The organism is Pseudomonas sp. W2Jun17, from assembly GCF_023127795.1.
GTDB lineage: Bacteria > Pseudomonadota > Gammaproteobacteria > Pseudomonadales > Pseudomonadaceae > Aquipseudomonas > Aquipseudomonas synxantha_A.
On sequence record NZ_SPKO01000009.1, the window covers coordinates 44,323 to 61,827 of the forward strand.

A 17,505-nucleotide genomic window follows, 5' to 3' on the forward strand; every position below is an offset into this window, starting at 1 on the left:
CAGGAGAGAGGTGGATTTTGCTCGTTAGTGGTGCAGCAGCCAGTACAGCAGCACCAGATTGATCAACAGTGAGGCCGCTGCCAGGGTTTGCCAGACCTTCAGCGGCTCGCGCTCCAGCAGTGGCCGTGGCCGCACGCTCAGTTCGCGGCGGTCGGCCTGTTCCAGTACCAGCAGCCATTCTTCGGCAGTTTCATAGCGCTGTGCGGGCAGGGCGGCCACGGCGCGCTCCAGGCTGTGGGGCAACCAATCCGGCAGGTCGGGGCGATAGCGGCTGGCGCTGACAGGCTGGTTGAAACGCGGGCGTTGGAAGGCTTCGATTTCGCCGTAGGGGTAATGCCCAGTCAGCAGGTAATACAAGGTCACACCGACACTATACAAATCCTGTTGCGCAGTAGGATGCTCGCCTGCGAAAGCTTCGGGCGCGATAAAACTCGGGGTGCCGGGCAGTAAGTGGGCACGGTCTTCAGAAAGGCCAGGGCAGTAGGCCAGGCCAAAGTCCAGCACCCGCAGTTCCCCGTCATCGCCCAGCAGCAGGTTTTCCGGCTTGATGTCGCGGTGCAGAATCTGTCGGCGATGCAGCAGGCCCACGGCGCGCAGCAAGCGTTCGGCGATTGACTGCCATTGCGCCAGCGGCAGCGGGCCTTGTTGTTGAAACAGCTGGGCGAGGGTCTGCCCGGGGTATTCGCGCATCACGTAGTACAAATGCTGACGACCACTGGCGGCATGCACCTGCGGAAAGGCACGGCCAGCGACGCGGCGCAGAAACCATTCCTCCGATAACAAGGCTTGGGCGGCGTCGGTGTCATCGTGGCGCAAGGGCAAGGTCTTGAGCAGCCAGGGTTGCCGCTGCGCATCGTGCACGCGGTACAGCAACGATTGCCGACTCTGCGCGAGCACGCTTTGCACCTCCCAGCCTTCAAAGATCTGCCCAACCTTCAGCGGCGGCGGCGTTGGCCATTGCTGCAACTGCACCAAGGCGTCGCCGAGGGTGGCGGCGCCGAGTTGGTCGATGCGCACCAGCAAGGCGCTGGCGTTGTCTTGGCTGCCGGCCAGGTGGGCGGCGCTGACCAGGGTGCTGACGGCCAGGTCGAGGTCGTCTTGCTCACGCAGAATCGCGCCAATGCTGTGATCGCCCAACGTCGCCCACACCCCGTCGCTGAGCAAGAGGAAACATTCGCCCTCGCGCAATTGGCCGTCGAGGAAGTCCAGCACCAGGTGCTGATCCAGGCCAAGGGCGCGTTTGAGTACGTGCTGCATACCCGGCTGTTCCCACACATGGTCTTCGCTGAGGCGTTGCAACTCGCCGTCGAACCAGCGATATGCACGGCAATCACCGACATGGGCCAGCGTGAAGCGTTGGCCGCGAAACACCAGGGCGCTGAGGGTGGTGAGCAACGGTTGCCCACCACCGTTGGCTTGCAGCCAGCGATTTTGCGCGACCAACAGACGTTCGAGCGCCTGGGCCACCCCCCAGGTCTGCGGCGTGGCGTAGTAGTCCAGCGCCAGCGCCTGCAAGGTCGAGCGCGCGGCCAGGCCACCGTCGGCGCATTGGCTGACGCCATCGGCCAATGCGCACAGGTAGCCTTTGCTCGCCGCCAGTTCCGCCATCGGTGTGACCACCCGCAGCGCATCCTGGTTTTCACTGCGTGGGCCAATGGCGCTGGCCTGGGCGACGCTCAGTCGAAGGCTCATCAGACGCGGGCAGCGGTGACCGCAGCCGAGCCCCAGGTGGTTCTCCAGCGGCGCTTGACGCCATGCAGGCCAAACCAGGCCAGCACTCCGAGGCTGGCGAACAACCACAGCGCCAACTGGTAACTGCCGGTGCTCTGTTTGATCGCGCCCATGCCGGCGGCGAGGGCGAAGCCGCCGATGCCACCGGCCATGCCGATCAAGCCGGTCATTACGCCGATCTCACTGCGAAAACGCTGCGGCACCAATTGGAATACCGCGCCATTTCCGGCACCCAGGCCGAGCATGGTGCAGACGAAAAGCGCCAGCGCCGCGTAGGAGCTGGGCAGGTTGAAACCCACTGCGGCAATACAGATCACCGCCACGCTGTACATGCCGAGCAGGGTCTTGATCCCGCCAAAACGGTCGGCCAGGGCGCCGCCCAGCGGGCGCATCAGGCTGCCACCGAACACGCAGGCCGCGGTGTAGTAACCGGCGGTCACCGGGCTCAGGCCGTATTGGTCGTTGAAGTAGCCGGGCAGGGCGCTGGCCAGGCCGATGAAGCCACCAAAGGTCACGCTGTAGAAGAACATGAACCACCAGCTGTCGCGGTCGCCCAGGGCCTTGAAGTAGTCGGCCATGGACTTGGCTTTCGGACGTTGTGGCGCGTTGCGTGCGAGCCAGGCGAATACGATCAGGGTAAGGACCAGCGGAATCAGCGCAAAGCCGAACACATTGCTCCAGCCGAACGCAGCCGCCAGCACCGGTGCCAGCAAGGCGGCAAATACGGTGCCGGAATTACCGGCACCGGCGATGCCCATGGCCTTGCCCTGGTGCTCTGCGGGATACCACTGCGATGCCAGGGGCAGAGCCACGGCAAAGGAGGCACCGGCCATGCCCAGAAACACGCCCAGCAGCAAGGCTTGCTCGTAACTGTGGATCCCCAGCTTCCAGGCGCAGAACAGCGCCACGATCACAATCACTTGGCCTATCAGCCCAGCGGTCTTGGGTGACAGCTTGTCGGCCAACATGCCCATCAGAAAACGCAGGACCGCGCCCGCCAGGATCGGCGTGGCCACCACCAGGCCGCGCTGCTGGGTGGTCAGGTGCAGGTCGGCGGCAATTTGCACCGCCAGCGGGCCCAACAGGTACCAGACCATGAAACTCAGGTCGAAATACAGGAACGCGGCAAACAGGGTCGGGGTATGCCCGGATTTCCAGAAGCTTGATTTCATCACGCACCTCAACGGTTGGGGGTCTGAAACGAAAAAACGCCGCCACCGGGTTCGCGAGGGCAAACCGGGTGGGCGACGTCTTTGTCGTGGAGGGGCAACCGCCGTTGGTTACCTGTGAGGATTCTTTAGCAAGAGCTGAGCCAGATCAGCCGAGCAACTCGCTCATGGCGATAATCTGCTCTGCCACCTGGATCAGTTTCTGCTGGCGACTCATGGCCTGACGGCGCATCAGGGTGTACGCCTCTTCTTCATTACAGCTCTTCATTTTCATCAGCAGGCCCTTGGCCAACTCGATGCGTTTACGTTCGGCCAATTGCAGGTCGCGGGCCTGCAACTGCGCGCGCAGGGCCTGGTCACTCTCGAAGCGGGCCATGGCCACATCAAGGATCGGTTGCAGGCGTTGGGCCTGAATGCCTTCGACGATATAGGCACTGACGCCGGACTTGATTGCCTGGCGCATCACATTCGGGTCATGCTCATCGGTAAACATCACGATAGGCCGGGGCTGGTCGCGGCTGACCAACACCACTTGCTCCATCACATCGCGGCCGGGTGACTCGGTATCGATCAGGATCACGTCCGGGCGCACTGTTTCGACGCGTGCGGGCAGGTCGATGGTCAGGCCGGATTCATCGATCACCTCGAAGCCGGCTTCGGTCAGGGCGGCCTTGAGGCGCCCGACCTTGCGCGGGGTGTCATTGATCAACAGGATTCGTAGCATCATTGAGCTCCTGTCAGCGCAGCGCTTGACGGTGGTTGTCATCGCCCAGGGCATTGAGGCGGAAGCTGCGGGCGTAACCGGCGGGGTCGGAGCCGTCCCAGATTTTGCCGTCGATCAATTGACTGCTGCGCATCGGCGCGTCGCCAACGCTGAGGCCCAGCGCATCGGCGGCCTGGCGATACAGTGCCAATTGCTGGACCTGGCAGGCGACGCCGAGGTAGTCAGGGTCTTCACGCAACAAGCCCCAACGCCGGAACTGGGTCATGAACCACATGCCGTCGCTGAGGTAGGGCAAATTCACCTCGCCACCGGCGAAAAAGCGCAAAGCATGGGGATCCTGCCACTGGTTACCCAAGCCGTCCTCGTAATGACCCAGCAGACGCGGCTCGATGCAGTCCAACGGGGCGTCGAGGTAGTCGCGAGCGCTGAGCAACTGCGCGGTGGAACGGCGGTTTTCAATGCTCTGTTCGATAAACCGGCTGGCCTCGAGGATCGCCATGACCAATAGGCGGGCGGTATTGGGAAACGCGTCGACGAACGCCTGGGTGCAGCCCAGGACCTTTTCCGGATGATTGGGCCAGATCGCCTGGGTGGTCGCCAGAGTAAAGCCTTGATGATGTTGCACTGCACTGGCACTCCAAGGCTCGCCGACACAAAAACCGTCGATGCGTCCGGCCTGCAGGTGCGCCACCATTTGCGGCGGCGGCACCACCACGCTGTTCACATCCTGCAATGGATGAATGCCTTGGCTCGCCAGCCAGTAATACAACCACATGGCGTGGGTGCCCGTGGGAAATGTCTGGGCGAAGGTCAGTTTTGTCCGGCTTTGGTGCACGTGGCGTTCCAGCGCTTCAGGAGTGACCACTCCCTGATGTTGCAGGCCGTGGGACAGGTTGATGCTCTGGCCGTTCTGGTTGAGGCCCATCAGTACGGCCATGTCGGTAGGCGCAACGCCGCCGATGCCCAGATGCACGGCATAGATCAGCCCGTACAGCCCGTGGGCGGCGTCCAGCTCGCCACTGACCAGCTTGTCACGCAGGTTGGCCCAGGATGATTGGCGCTTGAGGTTCAGTGTGAGGCCGTAGGGCTGGGCGAAGCCCTGGGTGGCAGCGACCACCAGCGACGCGCAATCGGTCAGGGCCATGAACCCCAGGTCAAGGCTGCTCTTTTCCGGGGCATCGCTGCCGTTTACCCAAGCCAGCGGATCGTTCATCAATACCTGCCTTTTCTGAAAAAAAAGCGTCGTTTCCCGGCTTGGCGTGACAGGCCATTGCCGGGTAACGACGCCTTTGTCCGTAGGCCCGCGCCGCCTTTGGTGCGGGCCTGATACAAAGTGCGAAGCAAGGCACATGCCACGGGGGCGTGGTGCAGTCTGCCGTCAACTTTCCATCATGATTGAACCTCTTGCGCCTCGCAGTATGGCCGCTTCTTCAGGCCAGATCGCCCAGGAATACCCACGGTGCACACTGATTCCCCGAACCCCATGAACTGCCGCTGGCTGCACTGCGGGTTACTGTGTGCCGCCCTGTTGCTGGGTAGCCGCGCAGCCTGGGGCCAGGCGTACCAGGCACAGGATGAAAGTTTGCATACTTTCTTTACCGCGCTGTCGGGGCCATTGGGCCTGCCTGTGGTCACCAGCCGTGCGGTGGCGCGCAGGCGCATCAGCGGAACCTTCGACTTTGCAGCGCCGCAACGGGTCCTGGAAACCCTCGCTGGGCAGCAAGACCTGATCTGGCACCGCAGCGGGCAAGTGGTGCATCTCTACACCGCCGATGAGGTGCGTAGTTCTGCGGTGGTGCTGCGGCATATCTCAGTCAATCGGCTGCGCGGCATCATGCGGCGTGCGGGGCTGGATGAGCCGCGCTACCCATTGCGTGAGAGCGGGGCACGTACGTTCTACGTTTACGGGCCACCGAGCTATGTCGATCATGTCTTGCGGCTGGCCAGCCTGATGGACCAGCCACGCCGCAAGCAGCCCGAAGGCGCAACGGCATTCGGCGTTGTCCAGGTGATCAATGCAGCTGTTCAGGACCGCCAGCAAGGAGAGGGTGCCAATAAGGTCCGCGTACCGGGTATGGCTGCCATGATCGAAGCCCGGCTATCCCCTGAGCAGAAAGGCCAATTGGCAGACGGTAGCCTGGTGTTGGTGGCCTATTCGGATACCAACAGTTTGTTGATCAAGGGCCAGCCTGCCCAGGTGAGTCTTATCGAAAAACTGGTGGCGGAGCTGGATAGCGCCACGGTCCAGGATGACGTTTCGTCAGGCCCTGACCCATTACCGCCACCTCCCGCGCCTGCGCAATTGAGCACAGCACAACATGAGCGTGTGCAGCGTGCGTTCCTGCGCACCGATCGTGAGTTTTCCCCATGAAAAAGGCGTTTGTCCATGCACCTGGAAATACTGCTGCAGGAGCAATTGATCAGCCGCAAGCGTTTGGCTGCGTTCGCACCGGGGAAGGTGCTGCCTCTGGATCCAGGGGCGACTCGATGTGTGGAGGTACGGGTCAATGGGCAACTGATGGCGTTGGGTGAGCTGGTGCAACTGGAGGATCGGCTGGGGGTTGAGTTGCAGGAGACGTATCAGGAATGGCTACCCCAATAAGTGCGTCAGGAGAATTGTCTGACCGAAAGTTTCCAAAAAAGGGCGCCCGAATGGGCTTTGTCCTAGCGCGAGCCGTAGGCCGGTTTTTTATAGTCGTGACATTGGCAGGTGAGCCGGTACGGAAACTAAGGATGTGAATGTCAGTAGTAAAAAGCAGAGGTGCGTATGGCCGTCGTGATTGATGAATCGACGACCTCCCTGGTCTTCGCTCGCTGGACCTTGCATGGCGATGGCCGGTTGACGGGCGGCGATGCGGATATTCAGTTGCCGCCCAAGGAGTGGCATGTGCTGCGATTGTTGCTGGCCTCCGGTGGCACGCTGATGACCAAGGATCGCCTGCTGGAGCTGGCCTGGCCCCGGGGAGAGGTGGCCGATGAGTCACTGACGCGCTGTATCTATTCCCTGCGCAAACATTTGAGGGCCGACAAAGGGTTTATCAAGACGATTTATGGCAAGGGGTATCGCTTTACGTGCCCGGTGCGGGTGGGGGAACCACCACGGGGTGTCGTGCATGTGTGCTCTGTGTGTGGCCAGGCCAGCAATGCTTAAGGTTTGGAGCGTGGTACTGCTGCTCAGTGGGCTGATGGGCAGTCACCAGGTACTGGCCTATTGCTGGGACGAGGCGGCCAGCCGGTACGATCTCGAACCGGAACTGTTGCAGGCTATCGCTGATGTCGAATCGGGTTCGCGTGCGCAGGCGATCAACTACGCCAACCGCAATGGCACGCGTGATATCGGCTTGATGCAGATCAACAGCATCCACCTGCCGCGTTTGCTCAAACAGGGCATTACCGAGGAGCGGTTGTTGAGCGAACCTTGTTTGTCGGTGCAAGTCGGTGCCTCGATTCTGGCCGAGTTTATTCAGCGTTTCGGCTACAACTGGATGGCGGTGGGTTCCTACAATGTTGGACCGGGCCCTGGCTCGCAGCGTGAGGCGTTGCGCCAGCGCTACGCCGAAAGGATCTGGGTGCGTTATCAGGCGTTGATTGCTCAGCGCCGATGAGCGCAGCACGCCTCGCATGAGGCCCGCCACCCCGGCTATAATCGCGTCACCTTTTGCCGCCATCCGAGTCTAGCCCGCCCATGTATACCTTGGCCCGCCAGCTGTTGTTCAAACTCTCCCCGGAAACCTCCCACGATCTGTCCCTGGACTTGATCGGTGCCGGTGGCCGCCTGGGGCTCAATGGCCTGGTATGCAAGGCTGCGGCGAAAGTGCCGGTGTCGGTGATGGGCCTGGATTTTCCCAATCCGGTCGGCCTGGCAGCCGGCCTGGACAAAAACGGCGCGGCCATCGACGGGTTTGCACAGTTGGGGTTCGGCTTCGTTGAAATCGGCACCGTGACGCCACGGCCACAGCCGGGAAATCCCAAGCCACGCATTTTCCGCCTGCCGGACGCAGAGGCGATCATCAATCGCATGGGTTTCAACAACCTCGGCGTCGATCACCTGTTATCGCGGGTTCAAGCGGCAAAATACACAGGCATCCTCGGGATCAATATCGGCAAGAACTTTGACACGCCGGTGGAGCGTGCAGTGGACGATTACCTGATCTGCCTGGACAAGGTTTACGCCCACGCCAGCTACGTCACCGTCAACGTCAGCTCGCCCAATACCCCGGGCCTGCGTAGCCTGCAATTCGGTGACTCCCTCAAACAACTGCTCGAAGCCTTGCGCCAGCGTCAGGAAGACTTGGCCGTGCGTCATGGCAAGCGCGTACCCCTGGCAATCAAGATCGCCCCGGACATGAGCGATGAAGAAACCGTACTGGTGGCCCAGGCCCTGGTGGATGCGGGCATGGACGCAGTGATTGCGACCAACACCACCCTCAGCCGCGTGGGCGTCGAGGGGCTGGCCCATGGCGACGAGGCGGGCGGCCTGTCCGGCGCGCCGGTACGGGACAAGAGCACCCATATCGTCAAGGTGCTGGCGGCCGAGTTGGCCGGGCGTTTGCCGATCATCGCGGTGGGCGGTATTACCGAAGGCAAGCACGCGGCCGAGAAGATCGCGGCTGGCGCCAGCCTGGTGCAGTTGTACTCCGGCTTTATCTATAAGGGGCCGGCGTTGATTCGCGAGTCGGTGGATGCCATCGCTGCCCTGCGCTGACAATCTGCCAGGCAATAAAAAGGGCTCCATAAAGGAGCCCCTGGGCCGAAGCCCGCCGCCCGGATGGGGCGCGCGTGGTTAAGTCGTTACTCATTCAAAGATGTGTGTCGGAATAAAATGCCCCTGATTAGCCGACGGCGTGAAGTTCGTTGAGTCTGTGGATGCCCGCAGTGCCAGTCATACCGTCCCAGTTGTCGCCGCGTCCTTCTCGCCAGCCGTTGATCCAGGCTTGGCGTACCGACGGTAGAGTAAATGGGCAAAGCTCACGGGATTTTCCATGAACGCCATATTGATATCCGCGTAAAAATGCTCTTTCCAACGGATCACGCTTAAGTCTTCTCATAGGGTGTTTCCCTCACTTGTTGACTGTCTAGATATCCTTCGGCCTTGTCCAAGGCCGGGCAGAGTTTTTCTGCCGTTGGTGGGCTCGCTGCCGGCGTGGCGAGCCGATGTGTCGGCGTCGTTACGGCGCCAACCTGTGTTGAGTTCTAACCAATAGGTCACATGTATTCAATGATCGTTTTGTCATAAGCACGTAACGATAACGATGCTATAGCCATAAGCTGGGATGGTTTTTCGCCCCTTTTATGCAGCAAAGCCAGCTATGATGTGCCCTGCACAGCGAAGCGGGTTAATCCTTTAGTGAGAATGCCCGCCTGTTGCAGTCGGTTATTATTCGACGAAGGGTCTGAATATTTCCTTTTGTTGCTTCACATTGTTTCTCTGCCCCGTCAAACAAGGCTCAACGGCCCGGAAAGCGGGGTGGGACGGCACATTCGTGCCACGCGAGCACTCTTCAAGAAAAGTGCTTGATTGAAAACCGAGCCGGCGATGCGTCGCCCGTTCATTTATTGCTGAAAAGCCTGGAATGCCCCATGTCGGACCGTTTTGAACTCTTCCTCACTTGCCCCAAGGGCCTCGAAGGCCTGCTGATCGAGGAAGCCGTCGGGCTTGGCCTTGAGGACGCCCGCGAGCACACCTCGGCCGTTCGCGGCATGGCCGACATGGAAACCGCCTACCGCCTGTGCCTGTGGTCACGCTTGGCCAACCGTGTGCTGCTGGTGCTCAAGCGCTTCCCGATGAAGGACGCCGAAGACCTCTACCACGGCGTGCTGGATATCGAATGGGCCGACCACATGGTTCCCGACGGTACCCTGGCGGTCGAGTTCAGCGGTCACGGCTCGGGCATCGACAACACTCACTTCGGCGCGCTGAAGGTCAAGGATGCGATCGTCGACAAGCTGCGCACCCCAACCGGCGAGCGTCCATCCATCGACAAGATCAACCCGGACCTGCGCATTCACCTGCGCCTGGACCGTGGCGAAGCGATCCTGTCCCTGGATCTTTCCGGCCACAGCCTGCACCAGCGTGGCTACCGCCTGCAGCAGGGCGCGGCACCGCTGAAGGAAAACCTGGCAGCGGCGATCCTGATTCGCGCCGGCTGGCCACGCATTGCAGCCGAAGGCGGTGCGCTGACCGACCCGATGTGCGGCGTCGGCACCTTCCTGGTTGAAGGCGCGATGATCGCCGCCGACATGGCCCCCAACCTCAATCGCGAGCTGTGGGGTTTCACCACGTGGCTGGGTCACGTCCCGGCGCTGTGGAAAAAGCTGCACACCGAGGCCAGCGAGCGTGCGGCCATTGGTATGAACAAGCCACCGCTGTGGGTCCGCGGTTACGAAGCCGACCCGCGCCTGATTCAACCCGCCCGCAATAACATCGAACGCGCCGGCCTGAGCCACTGGATCAAGGTGTACCAGGGCGAAGTGGGCACGTTCGAGCCGCGCCCGGACCAGAACCAGAAAGGCCTGGTGATCTGCAACCCACCCTACGGTGAGCGCCTGGGTGACGAAGCCAGCCTGTTGTACCTCTACCAGAACCTCGGCGAGCGCCTGCGCCAGGCCTGCATGGGCTGGGAAGCTGCGGTGTTCACCGGCGCGCCGGACCTGGGCAAGCGCATGGGCATCCGCAGCCACAAACAGTATTCGTTCTGGAACGGCGCGTTGCCGTGCAAATTGCTGCTGATCAAGGTCAACCCGGATCAGTTCGTCACCGGCGAACGTCGCACGCCGGAGCAGCGCCAGGCTGAGCGTGAGCAAGCGGCTTACGACCAGGCGCCGACCGAGCCCGTTGAGCGCCAGTACAACAAGAACGGCAACCCGATCAAGCCAGCCCCGGCCCCGGTGGTCGAACAGGCGCGCTTGAGCGAAGGCGGGCAGATGTTTGCCAACCGCCTGCAAAAGAACCTCAAGCTGCTGGGCAAATGGGCCAAGCGTGAAGGCGTGGATTGCTACCGTGTGTATGACGCCGACATGCCCGAGTACTCCATGGCCATCGACCTGTACCACGATTGGGTTCACGTACAGGAATACGCGGCACCAAAATCCATCGACCCGGAAAAAGCTTCGGCGCGCATGTTCGACGCCCTGGCAGCGATTCCCCAGGCCCTGAACGTCGACAAGAGCCGCGTGGTGGTCAAGCGTCGCGAGCGTCAGAGCGGCACCAAGCAATACGAACGCCAGAGCGCCCAGGGCAAGTTCACCGAGGTCAGCGAAGGTGGCGTGAAGCTGCTGGTCAACCTCACCGACTACCTGGATACCGGCCTGTTCCTCGACCACCGCCCGATGCGTATGCGCATCCAGAAAGAAGCGGCCGGCAAGCGCTTCCTCAACCTGTATTGCTACACCGCCACCGCCAGCGTCCATGCTGCCAAGGGTGGAGCGCGCAGCACCACCAGCGTCGACCTGTCCAAAACCTATCTGGACTGGGCGCGTCGCAACTTCTCCCTCAATGGTTTCTCCGACAAGAACCGCCTGGAGCAGGGTGATGTCATGGCGTGGCTGGAGGCCAGTCGCGATGAGTTCGATATGATTTTCATCGATCCGCCGACCTTCTCCAACTCCAAGCGCATGGAAGGTATCTTCGACGTGCAGCGTGACCACGTGCAGTTGCTCGACCTGGCCATGGCGCGTCTGGCGCCGGGTGGCGTGCTGTACTTCTCCAACAACTTCCGCAAGTTCCAGTTGGAAGACAACCTCAGCGAACGCTATGCGGTCGAGGAGATCAGCGACAAGACCATCGACCCGGATTTTGCGCGCAATGCGAAGATCCACCGGGCCTGGAAAATCACTGCTCGCTGATTAATATCAGCAGTTCTGAATGCGCTGAGTATCCAGTGTGGGAGGGGGCTTGCTCCCGATAGCAGAGTATCAGTCACCAATGGAATGGCTGATCCACCGCTATCGGGAGCAAGCCCCCTCCCACATTAAGCCCCTGCAGTTTTTAGGCTGGTCAAACACCCGACCAATGGCTATAACTTAAACCCCAGCCAACGTGACACCCCCGCACACTGGCGTTGTGAGTGTTGCCTATGCCGATGCAAGCTGTCCGCCCGAAAATCCTTGGTTTTATCAGTGAACAGGCGTCGGCTTGGCTGGTGGCATTGGTGGTGTTGTTGGCTGGCAGCGCGTTGACGATGGTTGTCGCGTGGGCGACTGCCGACCTGTATCAGCAACAGGTGCGCCAGCGTTTCCAGTTGCTGGTCAATGAGCGCTACACCCGCATCCAGGAGCGTTTTGAGGATCAGGAGTTGCGCCTGGGTAGCCTGCAGCGTTTCTTCATCAACTCTGGCGATGTCTCCCGTGCCGAGTTCGACGGCTTCGCCCAGCCTCTGTTGCTCAATGCGCGTGCCTACGCCTGGGCACCGCGCATATTTCGTGAGCAGCGCAGGGCGTTCGAGCGAGAGATTTCCCGTCAGCGTGGCATCCCTTTCAGCATCCGTGAACTCAATGGCTTGGGTGAGTTGGCGCCCGCGCCCGAGCGCGATGAATACGTACCGGTGTTGTACAGCCAGACGCAGAGCTTGTTGGGTTCGCCCTTGGGTTTTGACCTGCTGGCCCAGCCCTTGCGCCGTTCAGCCCTGGAGCGTGCGCAAAAAAACGCCAGGCCGGCAGTGTCACAGCCCATGCAATTGGTGGGCGTGGAGCCTGCCTACGCGGCCGGCGTGCTGCTGGTGGCGCCAGTGAGCAAAGCCGTTGGCAGCGAGCCCTACGGCTTTGTCATGGCGGTGCTCAGCATGCGCCAACTGGTGGCCGATGGGTTGCCCAAACCGAATCGCGACAATCTGGTCATGCAGATCGTCGACACTTCCGATACGCAGCAACGGGTGTTGTATGCATCCAGCAATACGGTGGGCAACAGCGACCTGAGGGCGACACGCCGCCTCACCCTTGGCGATCACGTCTATGCCCTGAGCCTGCGTGCCAGCGAGGTGTTCGACAAGGCCAATCATTCCTCGATGAACACCATTCTGGGCATGGGTATGCTGCTCAGCGCCTTGCTCAGTGCCTTGCTCTACGTGCTGGTCAGCCAGCGCCAGCGTGCGCTGAAACTGGTGGAACAGCGCACCGTGCAGTTGCGCTTGCGTGAGCAAGAGTTGCGTGGGGCTCACGGGCAATTACGCAGTGTGCTGAATGCGGCGACTCAGGTCGCGATCATCGCCACCGATTTGCGCGGTGTGATCAACACCTTCAATGCTGGCGCCGAACAGATGTTGGGTTTCAAGGCCGAAGAGGTGCTGGGTCGCCTGACCCTGGAAAGCCTGCACCTGGCCGTGGAACTCGAAGCGCGGGCTGCGCCGTTGAGCCTGGCGCTAGGCAAGCGTATTGCGCCGAGCCAGGCAATGCTGGTGGAGAGCCCTGACAGCCTGCATGAAGCTCGCGAGTGGACGCTGGTGCGCAAGGACGGTACCCAACTGACGGTCAACATGCTGGCCACCGTGCTCCTGGACGACTTTGGCCTGTGGGTCGGGCACTTGGCAATTTACCTGGATATCACCGAGCAAAAGCGCGCCTATGAAGCCCTGGCCGCCCGGGACCGTCTGCTGAAAAAACTCAGTGCTCATGTGCCTGGCGGGATTTTCCAGTTCACCCAGGACCTGCAGGGCAATGGGCGTTTCATTTACGCCAGCGAAGGTATGCGCGATATCTATGAAATCGAACTTGGCGCATTACAGCAGGATGCAGGCAAGGTGCTGGAACGCATTCACCCCTTGGACATTGAGCGAGTGCGTGCCTCGATACGTTTGTCGGCGTTGCAACTGAGCCATTGGCGCGAAGAATATCGCGTGCAGTTGCCTCAGCGAGGCTTGCGCTGGATTCGCGGCGAAGCGACACCTGAAGAGTTACCTGGAGGCGGTACGCTTTGGCACGGTTATGTGTCGGATATTTCCGATCTCAAACGGGTCGAGGAAGAACTGCGCGCGCTTTCCATCACTGACTCTCTGACGGGCATCTATAACCGGCGTTATTTTCAGGATCGGCTCAAGGGCGAGATGCTGCGGATCAACCGCACCTCGGGTGCACTGTCGTTGATCATGCTCGATATCGATCACTTCAAGCGCATCAACGACCAGCATGGTCACGCCGTGGGCGACTGGGTGTTGCAGGAGTTGTGCAAGCGCATAGGCCAGCGCTTGCGCCGTACCGACGTGTTTTGCCGCCTGGGTGGGGAAGAATTCGTGGTGCTGTGCCCAAGTACCAATGGTGCCCAGGCCTATAGCCTGGCAACTCAGTTGTGGCAGTCGTTGCGCGATACGCCGATGGAACCGGTGGGCATCGTCACTGCCAGCTTTGGCGTAGCCAGTTGGCGGACCGATGAAGATATCGATGGGTTGCTGCTGCGCGCTGATTCGGCAGTGTATGTGGCCAAGCAGGCGGGCAGGGACCGGGTCGAGGCGTGTGGGAGCGAGCAAGCCCTACTGACTGTAGGAGCGAGCTTGCTCGCGAAAAAACCATAGACGCCGCGTGTACTCAGGAAACACGCGTGATCGTTGACGTTTTTCGCGAGCAAGCTCGCTCCTGCAGGGTAGTGTGATGCTTTACAGAACCGGCGCGGCTGCAACGGCCTTCGGCTGGCGATACAGGTCCAGGAGCACCTGGTCCAACACCGATGACGCGCCCCAAGGCTTGGAGTCGTTGAGAATCGCCACCACCGCCCAAGTGTTGCCATTGTTGTCACGGCTGAACCCGGCGATGGCGCGCACGGTGTTCAGGGTACCGGTCTTCACATGAGCTTCGCCGCGCATCGCTGTGGTCTTCAGGCGTTTACGCATGGTGCCGTCAGTGCCGGCGATTGGCATCGAACTGATGTACTCCGCCGCGTAGGGGCTTTTCCAGGCGGCTTGCAGCATGGCCGCCATTTCGCGAGCGCTGACCCGTTCGGCGCGGGACAGGCCGGAGCCGTTCTCCATTACCAGGTGCGGTGCGGTGATGCCTTTTTTGGCCAGCCATTGGCGCACGACGCGTTGCGCGGCCTTGGCATCGTCGCCATCGGCATCGTTGCGAAATTGCGCGCCCAGGCTCAGGAACAGTTGCTGGGCCATGGTGTTGTTGCTGTATTTGTTGATGTCGCGAATGATTTCCGCCAGGTCCGGCGAGAATGCGCGGGCCAGCACCTTGGCATCCTTGGGTACTGGCGCCTGGATATCGCGGCCCTGGATGGTGCCGCCCAGCTCCTTCCAGATCGCACGCACGGCGCCGGCGGTGTAGGTGGCGTGGTCGAGCAGTGACAGGTAAGTCTGCGAGCTGCAGCCATCGGCCAGTTGGCCGCTGACAGTCACGGTCACACTGCCGTCGGCGGCGGTCACCGGGTTGTAACGCACGTCACCGGTGCACTGCTTGGCGTTGGTGACTTTCACCTGGTTGTCGATGCGAATGCTGGCAATCGGCGGTTCGACCGACACGATCACGCGTCCCGAATCATTACGGGTCACGAAGCGCAGGGCCTTGAGGTTGACCAGCAAGGCATCGGGCTTGACCAGGAACGGCTTGTTCTCGTCGTTGCCGTCGTCATTGAAATCAGGCAACAGCGGCTGGTTGAAGAAGTTGCGATCCAGTACCAGGTCGCCGGTGACCTGCTGCACGCCATTGGCACGCAGGTCGCGCATCAGCAGCCAGAGCTTTTCCATGTTCAGCTTGGGATCGCCGCCGCCCTTGAGGTACAGGTTGCCGCGCAACACGCCACCGCTGAGGGTGCCGTCGGTGTAGAACTCGGTCTTCCACTGGTGGTTGGGGCCGAGCATCTCCAGGGCCGCGTAAGTGGTCACCAGCTTCATGGTAGAGGCCGGGTTCACCGATACGTCGGCATTGAATACGGTTGGCGTACCGGGGCCGTTCAGAGGCAGCATCACCAGAGACAACGCGGTATTGGGCAGTTTGGCTTTCTGCAAGGCCTGCGCGACGCTGGGGGGCAGGGCAGTATTGATGGGGGCGGCAGTGGCCGAAAGGGCCAAAGGCAAAAGGACACTGGCAAGTAATACAGAACGCAACGATTTGATCATAAGAAATAAAACCCTACTGCTGAGAAGGGTGAAAAAGGCGAGGGGTATATAAGAAAATCCCTCAATGGTCACGAAAGTGTCGGCATTATGCCCCAAGGTGGCTTCACTTGTAGCTGAACGATAGCCGCTAATCAGGTTTTTTTAACGGCCGATGCGCCGCCCGTCCCAGAGAGTCGGGCAATTGCCGCCTTAAACTGCTAAAGTGCCGCCCGTTATTACTTATGAGGATTGTTCCAATGGCGACTAACCGTTCCCAGCGTCTGCGCAAAAAACTGTGCGTTGATGAATTTCAAGAGCTGGGTTTCGAACTGAACCTGGACTTCAACGAAGGCCTGAGTGAAGAAGCTATCGACGCTTTCCTCGAAGCATTCATCAAAGAAGCCATGGAAGCCAATGGTCTGGGCTATGTCGGCGGCGATGACTACGGTCTGGTTTGCCTGCAGAAGCGTGGCTCGGTGTCCGAAGAGCAGCGCGCTGCTGTCGAAGCCTGGCTGAAAACCCGTTCCGAGCTGACCAAGGCTGAAGTCAGCCCGTTGCTGGACGTGTGGTATCCGGAAAAGCCGATCAACGCGGCTAAGTGATACTAAACAAAACGGCGACCTGAGGGTCGCCGTTTTTTTATGCCTTGCGCCAATTCAGAATCAACAGCGTCAACACCCCCGCCACAATCCCCCAGAACGCCGACCCGATGGAAAACAACGTCAAGCCTGACGCGGTGACCATAAAGGTGATCAGCGCCGCTTCGCGCTCCTTCGGCTCATTCATGGCAATGCTCAGGCCGTTGATGATCGAGCCAAACAACGCCAGCGCTGCAATCGACAGCACCAGTTCCTTGGGCAGGGCTGCGAACAATGCCGCCAGGGTTGCGCCGAATACCCCGGCAATCCCGTAGAACACCCCACACCACACCGCAGCGGTGTAGCGCTTGTTGCGGTCTTCATGGGCGTGCGGCCCGGTGCAGATCGCCGCGCTGATCGCCGCCAGGTTGATGCCGTGGGAGCCGAACGGTGCCAACACCAGCGAGGCCAGGCCGGTGGTGGTGATCAGCGGCGAAGCCGGCACGGTGTAGCCGTCGGCCCGCAGCACGGCGACCCCGGGCATGTTCTGCGAGGTCATGGCCACCACAGACAGCGGGATACCGATGCTGATGGTCGCCGCCAGTGAGAAATGCGGCGTGGTCCATACGGGCGTCGCCACTTCCAGATGAAAACCGCTGAAGTCCAGCAACCCCATCAGCCCCGACAGCGCGGTGCCTATCAGTAGCGCGGCAAGCACGGCATAGCGCGGCGACAGGCGCTTGATGATCAGGTAGGTGAAAAACATCCCCAGTACCAGACCGGTGCGATGCTGCGCAGCGACGAAGATTTCGCTGCCGATCTTGAACAGGATCCCCGCCAGCAACGCCGCCGCCAGCGATGCAGGGATGCGCTTGACCAGTTTTTCAAAGCTGCCGGTCATCCCGCATAGGGTCACCAGCACTGCGCAGGTGATGTAGGCGCCGATGGCTTCGCCATAACTCACGCCGCCTAAACTGGTGATCAACAGCGCCGCGCCGGGTGTGGACCAGGCGATGGTGATGGGTGTGCGATAGCGCAGGGACAGGCCGATGCTGCATACCGCCATGCCGATGGAAATCGCCCAGATCCACGAAGAAATCTGTGCGGTGGTCAAACCGGCAGCTTGGCCGGCCTGGAACATCAGCACCAGGGAGCTGGTGTAGCCGGTCATCATGGCGATAAAACCGGCGATGATGGCCGAGGGGGAGGTGTCGGCCAGCGGGCGCAAGGGCGCTTGGGTGGCGTCGGTCATGGAAGGGTGTTCCTTTTACCTGGGATTT

At 60.9% G+C, this 17,505-nt stretch carries 14 protein-coding genes and 1 pseudogene; 8 read left to right on the forward strand and 7 right to left on the reverse strand.

Translation table 11 applies throughout. The features are described 5' to 3' along the window. Positions 1 to 24 precede the first annotated feature (24 nt). The 4 genes from E4O98_RS07660 to E4O98_RS07675 form a co-directional block, all read right to left on the reverse strand. Entirely contained in the window at positions 25 to 1,692 is a 1,668-nt protein-coding gene (locus tag E4O98_RS07660; protein WP_248134607.1) for a bifunctional protein-serine/threonine kinase/phosphatase, read from the reverse strand. Then, entirely contained in the window at positions 1,692 to 2,903 is a 1,212-nt protein-coding gene (locus E4O98_RS07665) for a nitrate/nitrite transporter (RefSeq protein ID WP_078822055.1), read from the reverse strand. Before E4O98_RS07665 ends, E4O98_RS07660 begins: the two co-directional genes overlap by 1 nt. 145 nt (positions 2,904 to 3,048) lie before the next feature. Beyond that, positions 3,049 to 3,624 (reverse strand): ANTAR domain-containing protein, encoded by a 576-nt coding sequence (locus E4O98_RS07670; protein ID WP_005790358.1) that lies wholly within the window; start codon positions 3,622 to 3,624, stop codon positions 3,049 to 3,051. Positions 3,625 to 3,637: 13 nt separating this feature from the next. Next, complete coding sequence (locus E4O98_RS07675) at positions 3,638 to 4,837, reverse strand: CmpA/NrtA family ABC transporter substrate-binding protein (RefSeq protein ID WP_032879926.1); 1,200 nt, start codon at positions 4,835 to 4,837, stop codon at positions 3,638 to 3,640. A 270-nt stretch (positions 4,838 to 5,107) separates the two neighbouring features. Between E4O98_RS07675 and E4O98_RS07680 the strand changes: the two are divergent. From E4O98_RS07680 to E4O98_RS07700, 5 genes and pseudogenes are all read left to right on the forward strand, one after another. Continuing rightward, positions 5,108 to 5,857 (forward strand): annotated as a pseudogene (locus tag E4O98_RS07680) (secretin N-terminal domain-containing protein); the annotation flags it as partial. 153 nt (positions 5,858 to 6,010) lie between these two features. Beyond that, positions 6,011 to 6,226, forward strand: a complete 216-nt coding sequence (locus tag E4O98_RS07685; RefSeq protein ID WP_005790352.1) for a FliM/FliN family flagellar motor switch protein — start codon at positions 6,011 to 6,013, stop codon at positions 6,224 to 6,226. Between the two features lie 165 nt (positions 6,227 to 6,391). Next, the gene (locus tag E4O98_RS07690; RefSeq protein ID WP_032879928.1) at positions 6,392 to 6,775 is read left to right on the forward strand and encodes a winged helix-turn-helix domain-containing protein; all 384 of its coding nucleotides are present in this window, start codon (positions 6,392 to 6,394) and stop codon (positions 6,773 to 6,775) included. Beyond that, positions 6,768 to 7,229, forward strand: a complete 462-nt coding sequence (locus E4O98_RS07695) for a transglycosylase SLT domain-containing protein (RefSeq protein ID WP_279309750.1) — start codon at positions 6,768 to 6,770, stop codon at positions 7,227 to 7,229. The genes E4O98_RS07690 and E4O98_RS07695 overlap by 8 nt, the downstream gene beginning before the upstream one ends. Positions 7,230 to 7,309: 80 nt before the next feature. Then, a complete protein-coding gene (locus tag E4O98_RS07700; RefSeq protein WP_005790346.1) occupies positions 7,310 to 8,329 on the forward strand; it encodes a quinone-dependent dihydroorotate dehydrogenase in 1,020 nt (339 codons plus the stop codon). Positions 8,330 to 8,456: 127 nt separating this feature from the next. Here the strand turns inward: E4O98_RS07700 and E4O98_RS07705 are convergent, their stop codons facing one another. Continuing rightward, a complete protein-coding gene (locus E4O98_RS07705) occupies positions 8,457 to 8,672 on the reverse strand; it encodes a ribosome modulation factor (RefSeq protein ID WP_002553055.1) in 216 nt (71 codons plus the stop codon). 532 nt (positions 8,673 to 9,204) lie between these two features. On the opposite strand from E4O98_RS07705, the gene rlmKL reads away from it, so the two are divergent. Together rlmKL and E4O98_RS07715 are read left to right on the forward strand one after the other, a co-directional pair. Beyond that, the gene (gene rlmKL / locus E4O98_RS07710; protein WP_005790343.1) at positions 9,205 to 11,469 is read left to right on the forward strand and encodes a bifunctional 23S rRNA (guanine(2069)-N(7))-methyltransferase RlmK/23S rRNA (guanine(2445)-N(2))-methyltransferase RlmL; all 2,265 of its coding nucleotides are present in this window, start codon (positions 9,205 to 9,207) and stop codon (positions 11,467 to 11,469) included. Between the two features lie 230 nt (positions 11,470 to 11,699). After that, positions 11,700 to 14,126, forward strand: a complete 2,427-nt coding sequence (locus E4O98_RS07715; RefSeq protein ID WP_248134608.1) for a diguanylate cyclase — start codon at positions 11,700 to 11,702, stop codon at positions 14,124 to 14,126. An 81-nt stretch (positions 14,127 to 14,207) separates the two neighbouring features. On the opposite strand, the gene dacB is transcribed toward E4O98_RS07715, so the two are convergent. Next, positions 14,208 to 15,668, reverse strand: a complete 1,461-nt coding sequence (gene dacB, locus E4O98_RS07720) for a D-alanyl-D-alanine carboxypeptidase/D-alanyl-D-alanine-endopeptidase (RefSeq protein ID WP_005790339.1) — start codon at positions 15,666 to 15,668, stop codon at positions 14,208 to 14,210. A 236-nt stretch (positions 15,669 to 15,904) separates the two neighbouring features. Between dacB and E4O98_RS07725 the strand changes: the two genes are divergently transcribed. Next, positions 15,905 to 16,249 (forward strand): YggL family protein, encoded by a 345-nt coding sequence (locus E4O98_RS07725; RefSeq protein WP_003193255.1) that lies wholly within the window; start codon positions 15,905 to 15,907, stop codon positions 16,247 to 16,249. Positions 16,250 to 16,286: 37 nt separating this feature from the next. Here E4O98_RS07725 and E4O98_RS07730 read toward each other — a convergent pair whose 3' ends face one another. Further along, a complete protein-coding gene (locus E4O98_RS07730; protein ID WP_248134610.1) occupies positions 16,287 to 17,477 on the reverse strand; it encodes a benzoate/H(+) symporter BenE family transporter in 1,191 nt (396 codons plus the stop codon). Between the last annotated feature and the right edge of the window lie 28 nt (positions 17,478 to 17,505).

What these genes read in the sequence shown, in the direction of transcription:
- E4O98_RS07665 (WP_078822055.1), bottom strand. Translation starts at nt 2,903, where the DNA reads ATGAAATCAAGCTTCTGGAAATCCGGGCATACCCCGACCCTGTTTGCC.
- E4O98_RS07725 (WP_003193255.1), top strand. Translation starts at nt 15,905, where the DNA reads ATGGCGACTAACCGTTCCCAGCGTCTGCGCAAAAAACTGTGCGTTGAT.
- E4O98_RS07715 (WP_248134608.1), top strand. Translation starts at nt 11,700, where the DNA reads ATGCCGATGCAAGCTGTCCGCCCGAAAATCCTTGGTTTTATCAGTGAA.
- E4O98_RS07730 (WP_248134610.1), bottom strand. Translation starts at nt 17,477, where the DNA reads ATGACCGACGCCACCCAAGCGCCCTTGCGCCCGCTGGCCGACACCTCC.
- E4O98_RS07685 (WP_005790352.1), top strand. Translation starts at nt 6,011, where the DNA reads ATGCACCTGGAAATACTGCTGCAGGAGCAATTGATCAGCCGCAAGCGT.
- E4O98_RS07705 (WP_002553055.1), bottom strand. Translation starts at nt 8,672, where the DNA reads ATGAGAAGACTTAAGCGTGATCCGTTGGAAAGAGCATTTTTACGCGGA.
- dacB (WP_005790339.1), bottom strand. Translation starts at nt 15,668, where the DNA reads ATGATCAAATCGTTGCGTTCTGTATTACTTGCCAGTGTCCTTTTGCCT.
- E4O98_RS07695 (WP_279309750.1), top strand. Translation starts at nt 6,768, where the DNA reads ATGCTTAAGGTTTGGAGCGTGGTACTGCTGCTCAGTGGGCTGATGGGC.
- E4O98_RS07700 (WP_005790346.1), top strand. Translation starts at nt 7,310, where the DNA reads ATGTATACCTTGGCCCGCCAGCTGTTGTTCAAACTCTCCCCGGAAACC.
- rlmKL (WP_005790343.1), top strand. Translation starts at nt 9,205, where the DNA reads ATGTCGGACCGTTTTGAACTCTTCCTCACTTGCCCCAAGGGCCTCGAA.
- E4O98_RS07670 (WP_005790358.1), bottom strand. Translation starts at nt 3,624, where the DNA reads ATGCTACGAATCCTGTTGATCAATGACACCCCGCGCAAGGTCGGGCGC.
- E4O98_RS07690 (WP_032879928.1), top strand. Translation starts at nt 6,392, where the DNA reads ATGGCCGTCGTGATTGATGAATCGACGACCTCCCTGGTCTTCGCTCGC.
- E4O98_RS07675 (WP_032879926.1), bottom strand. Translation starts at nt 4,837, where the DNA reads ATGAACGATCCGCTGGCTTGGGTAAACGGCAGCGATGCCCCGGAAAAG.
- E4O98_RS07660 (WP_248134607.1), bottom strand. Translation starts at nt 1,692, where the DNA reads ATGAGCCTTCGACTGAGCGTCGCCCAGGCCAGCGCCATTGGCCCACGC.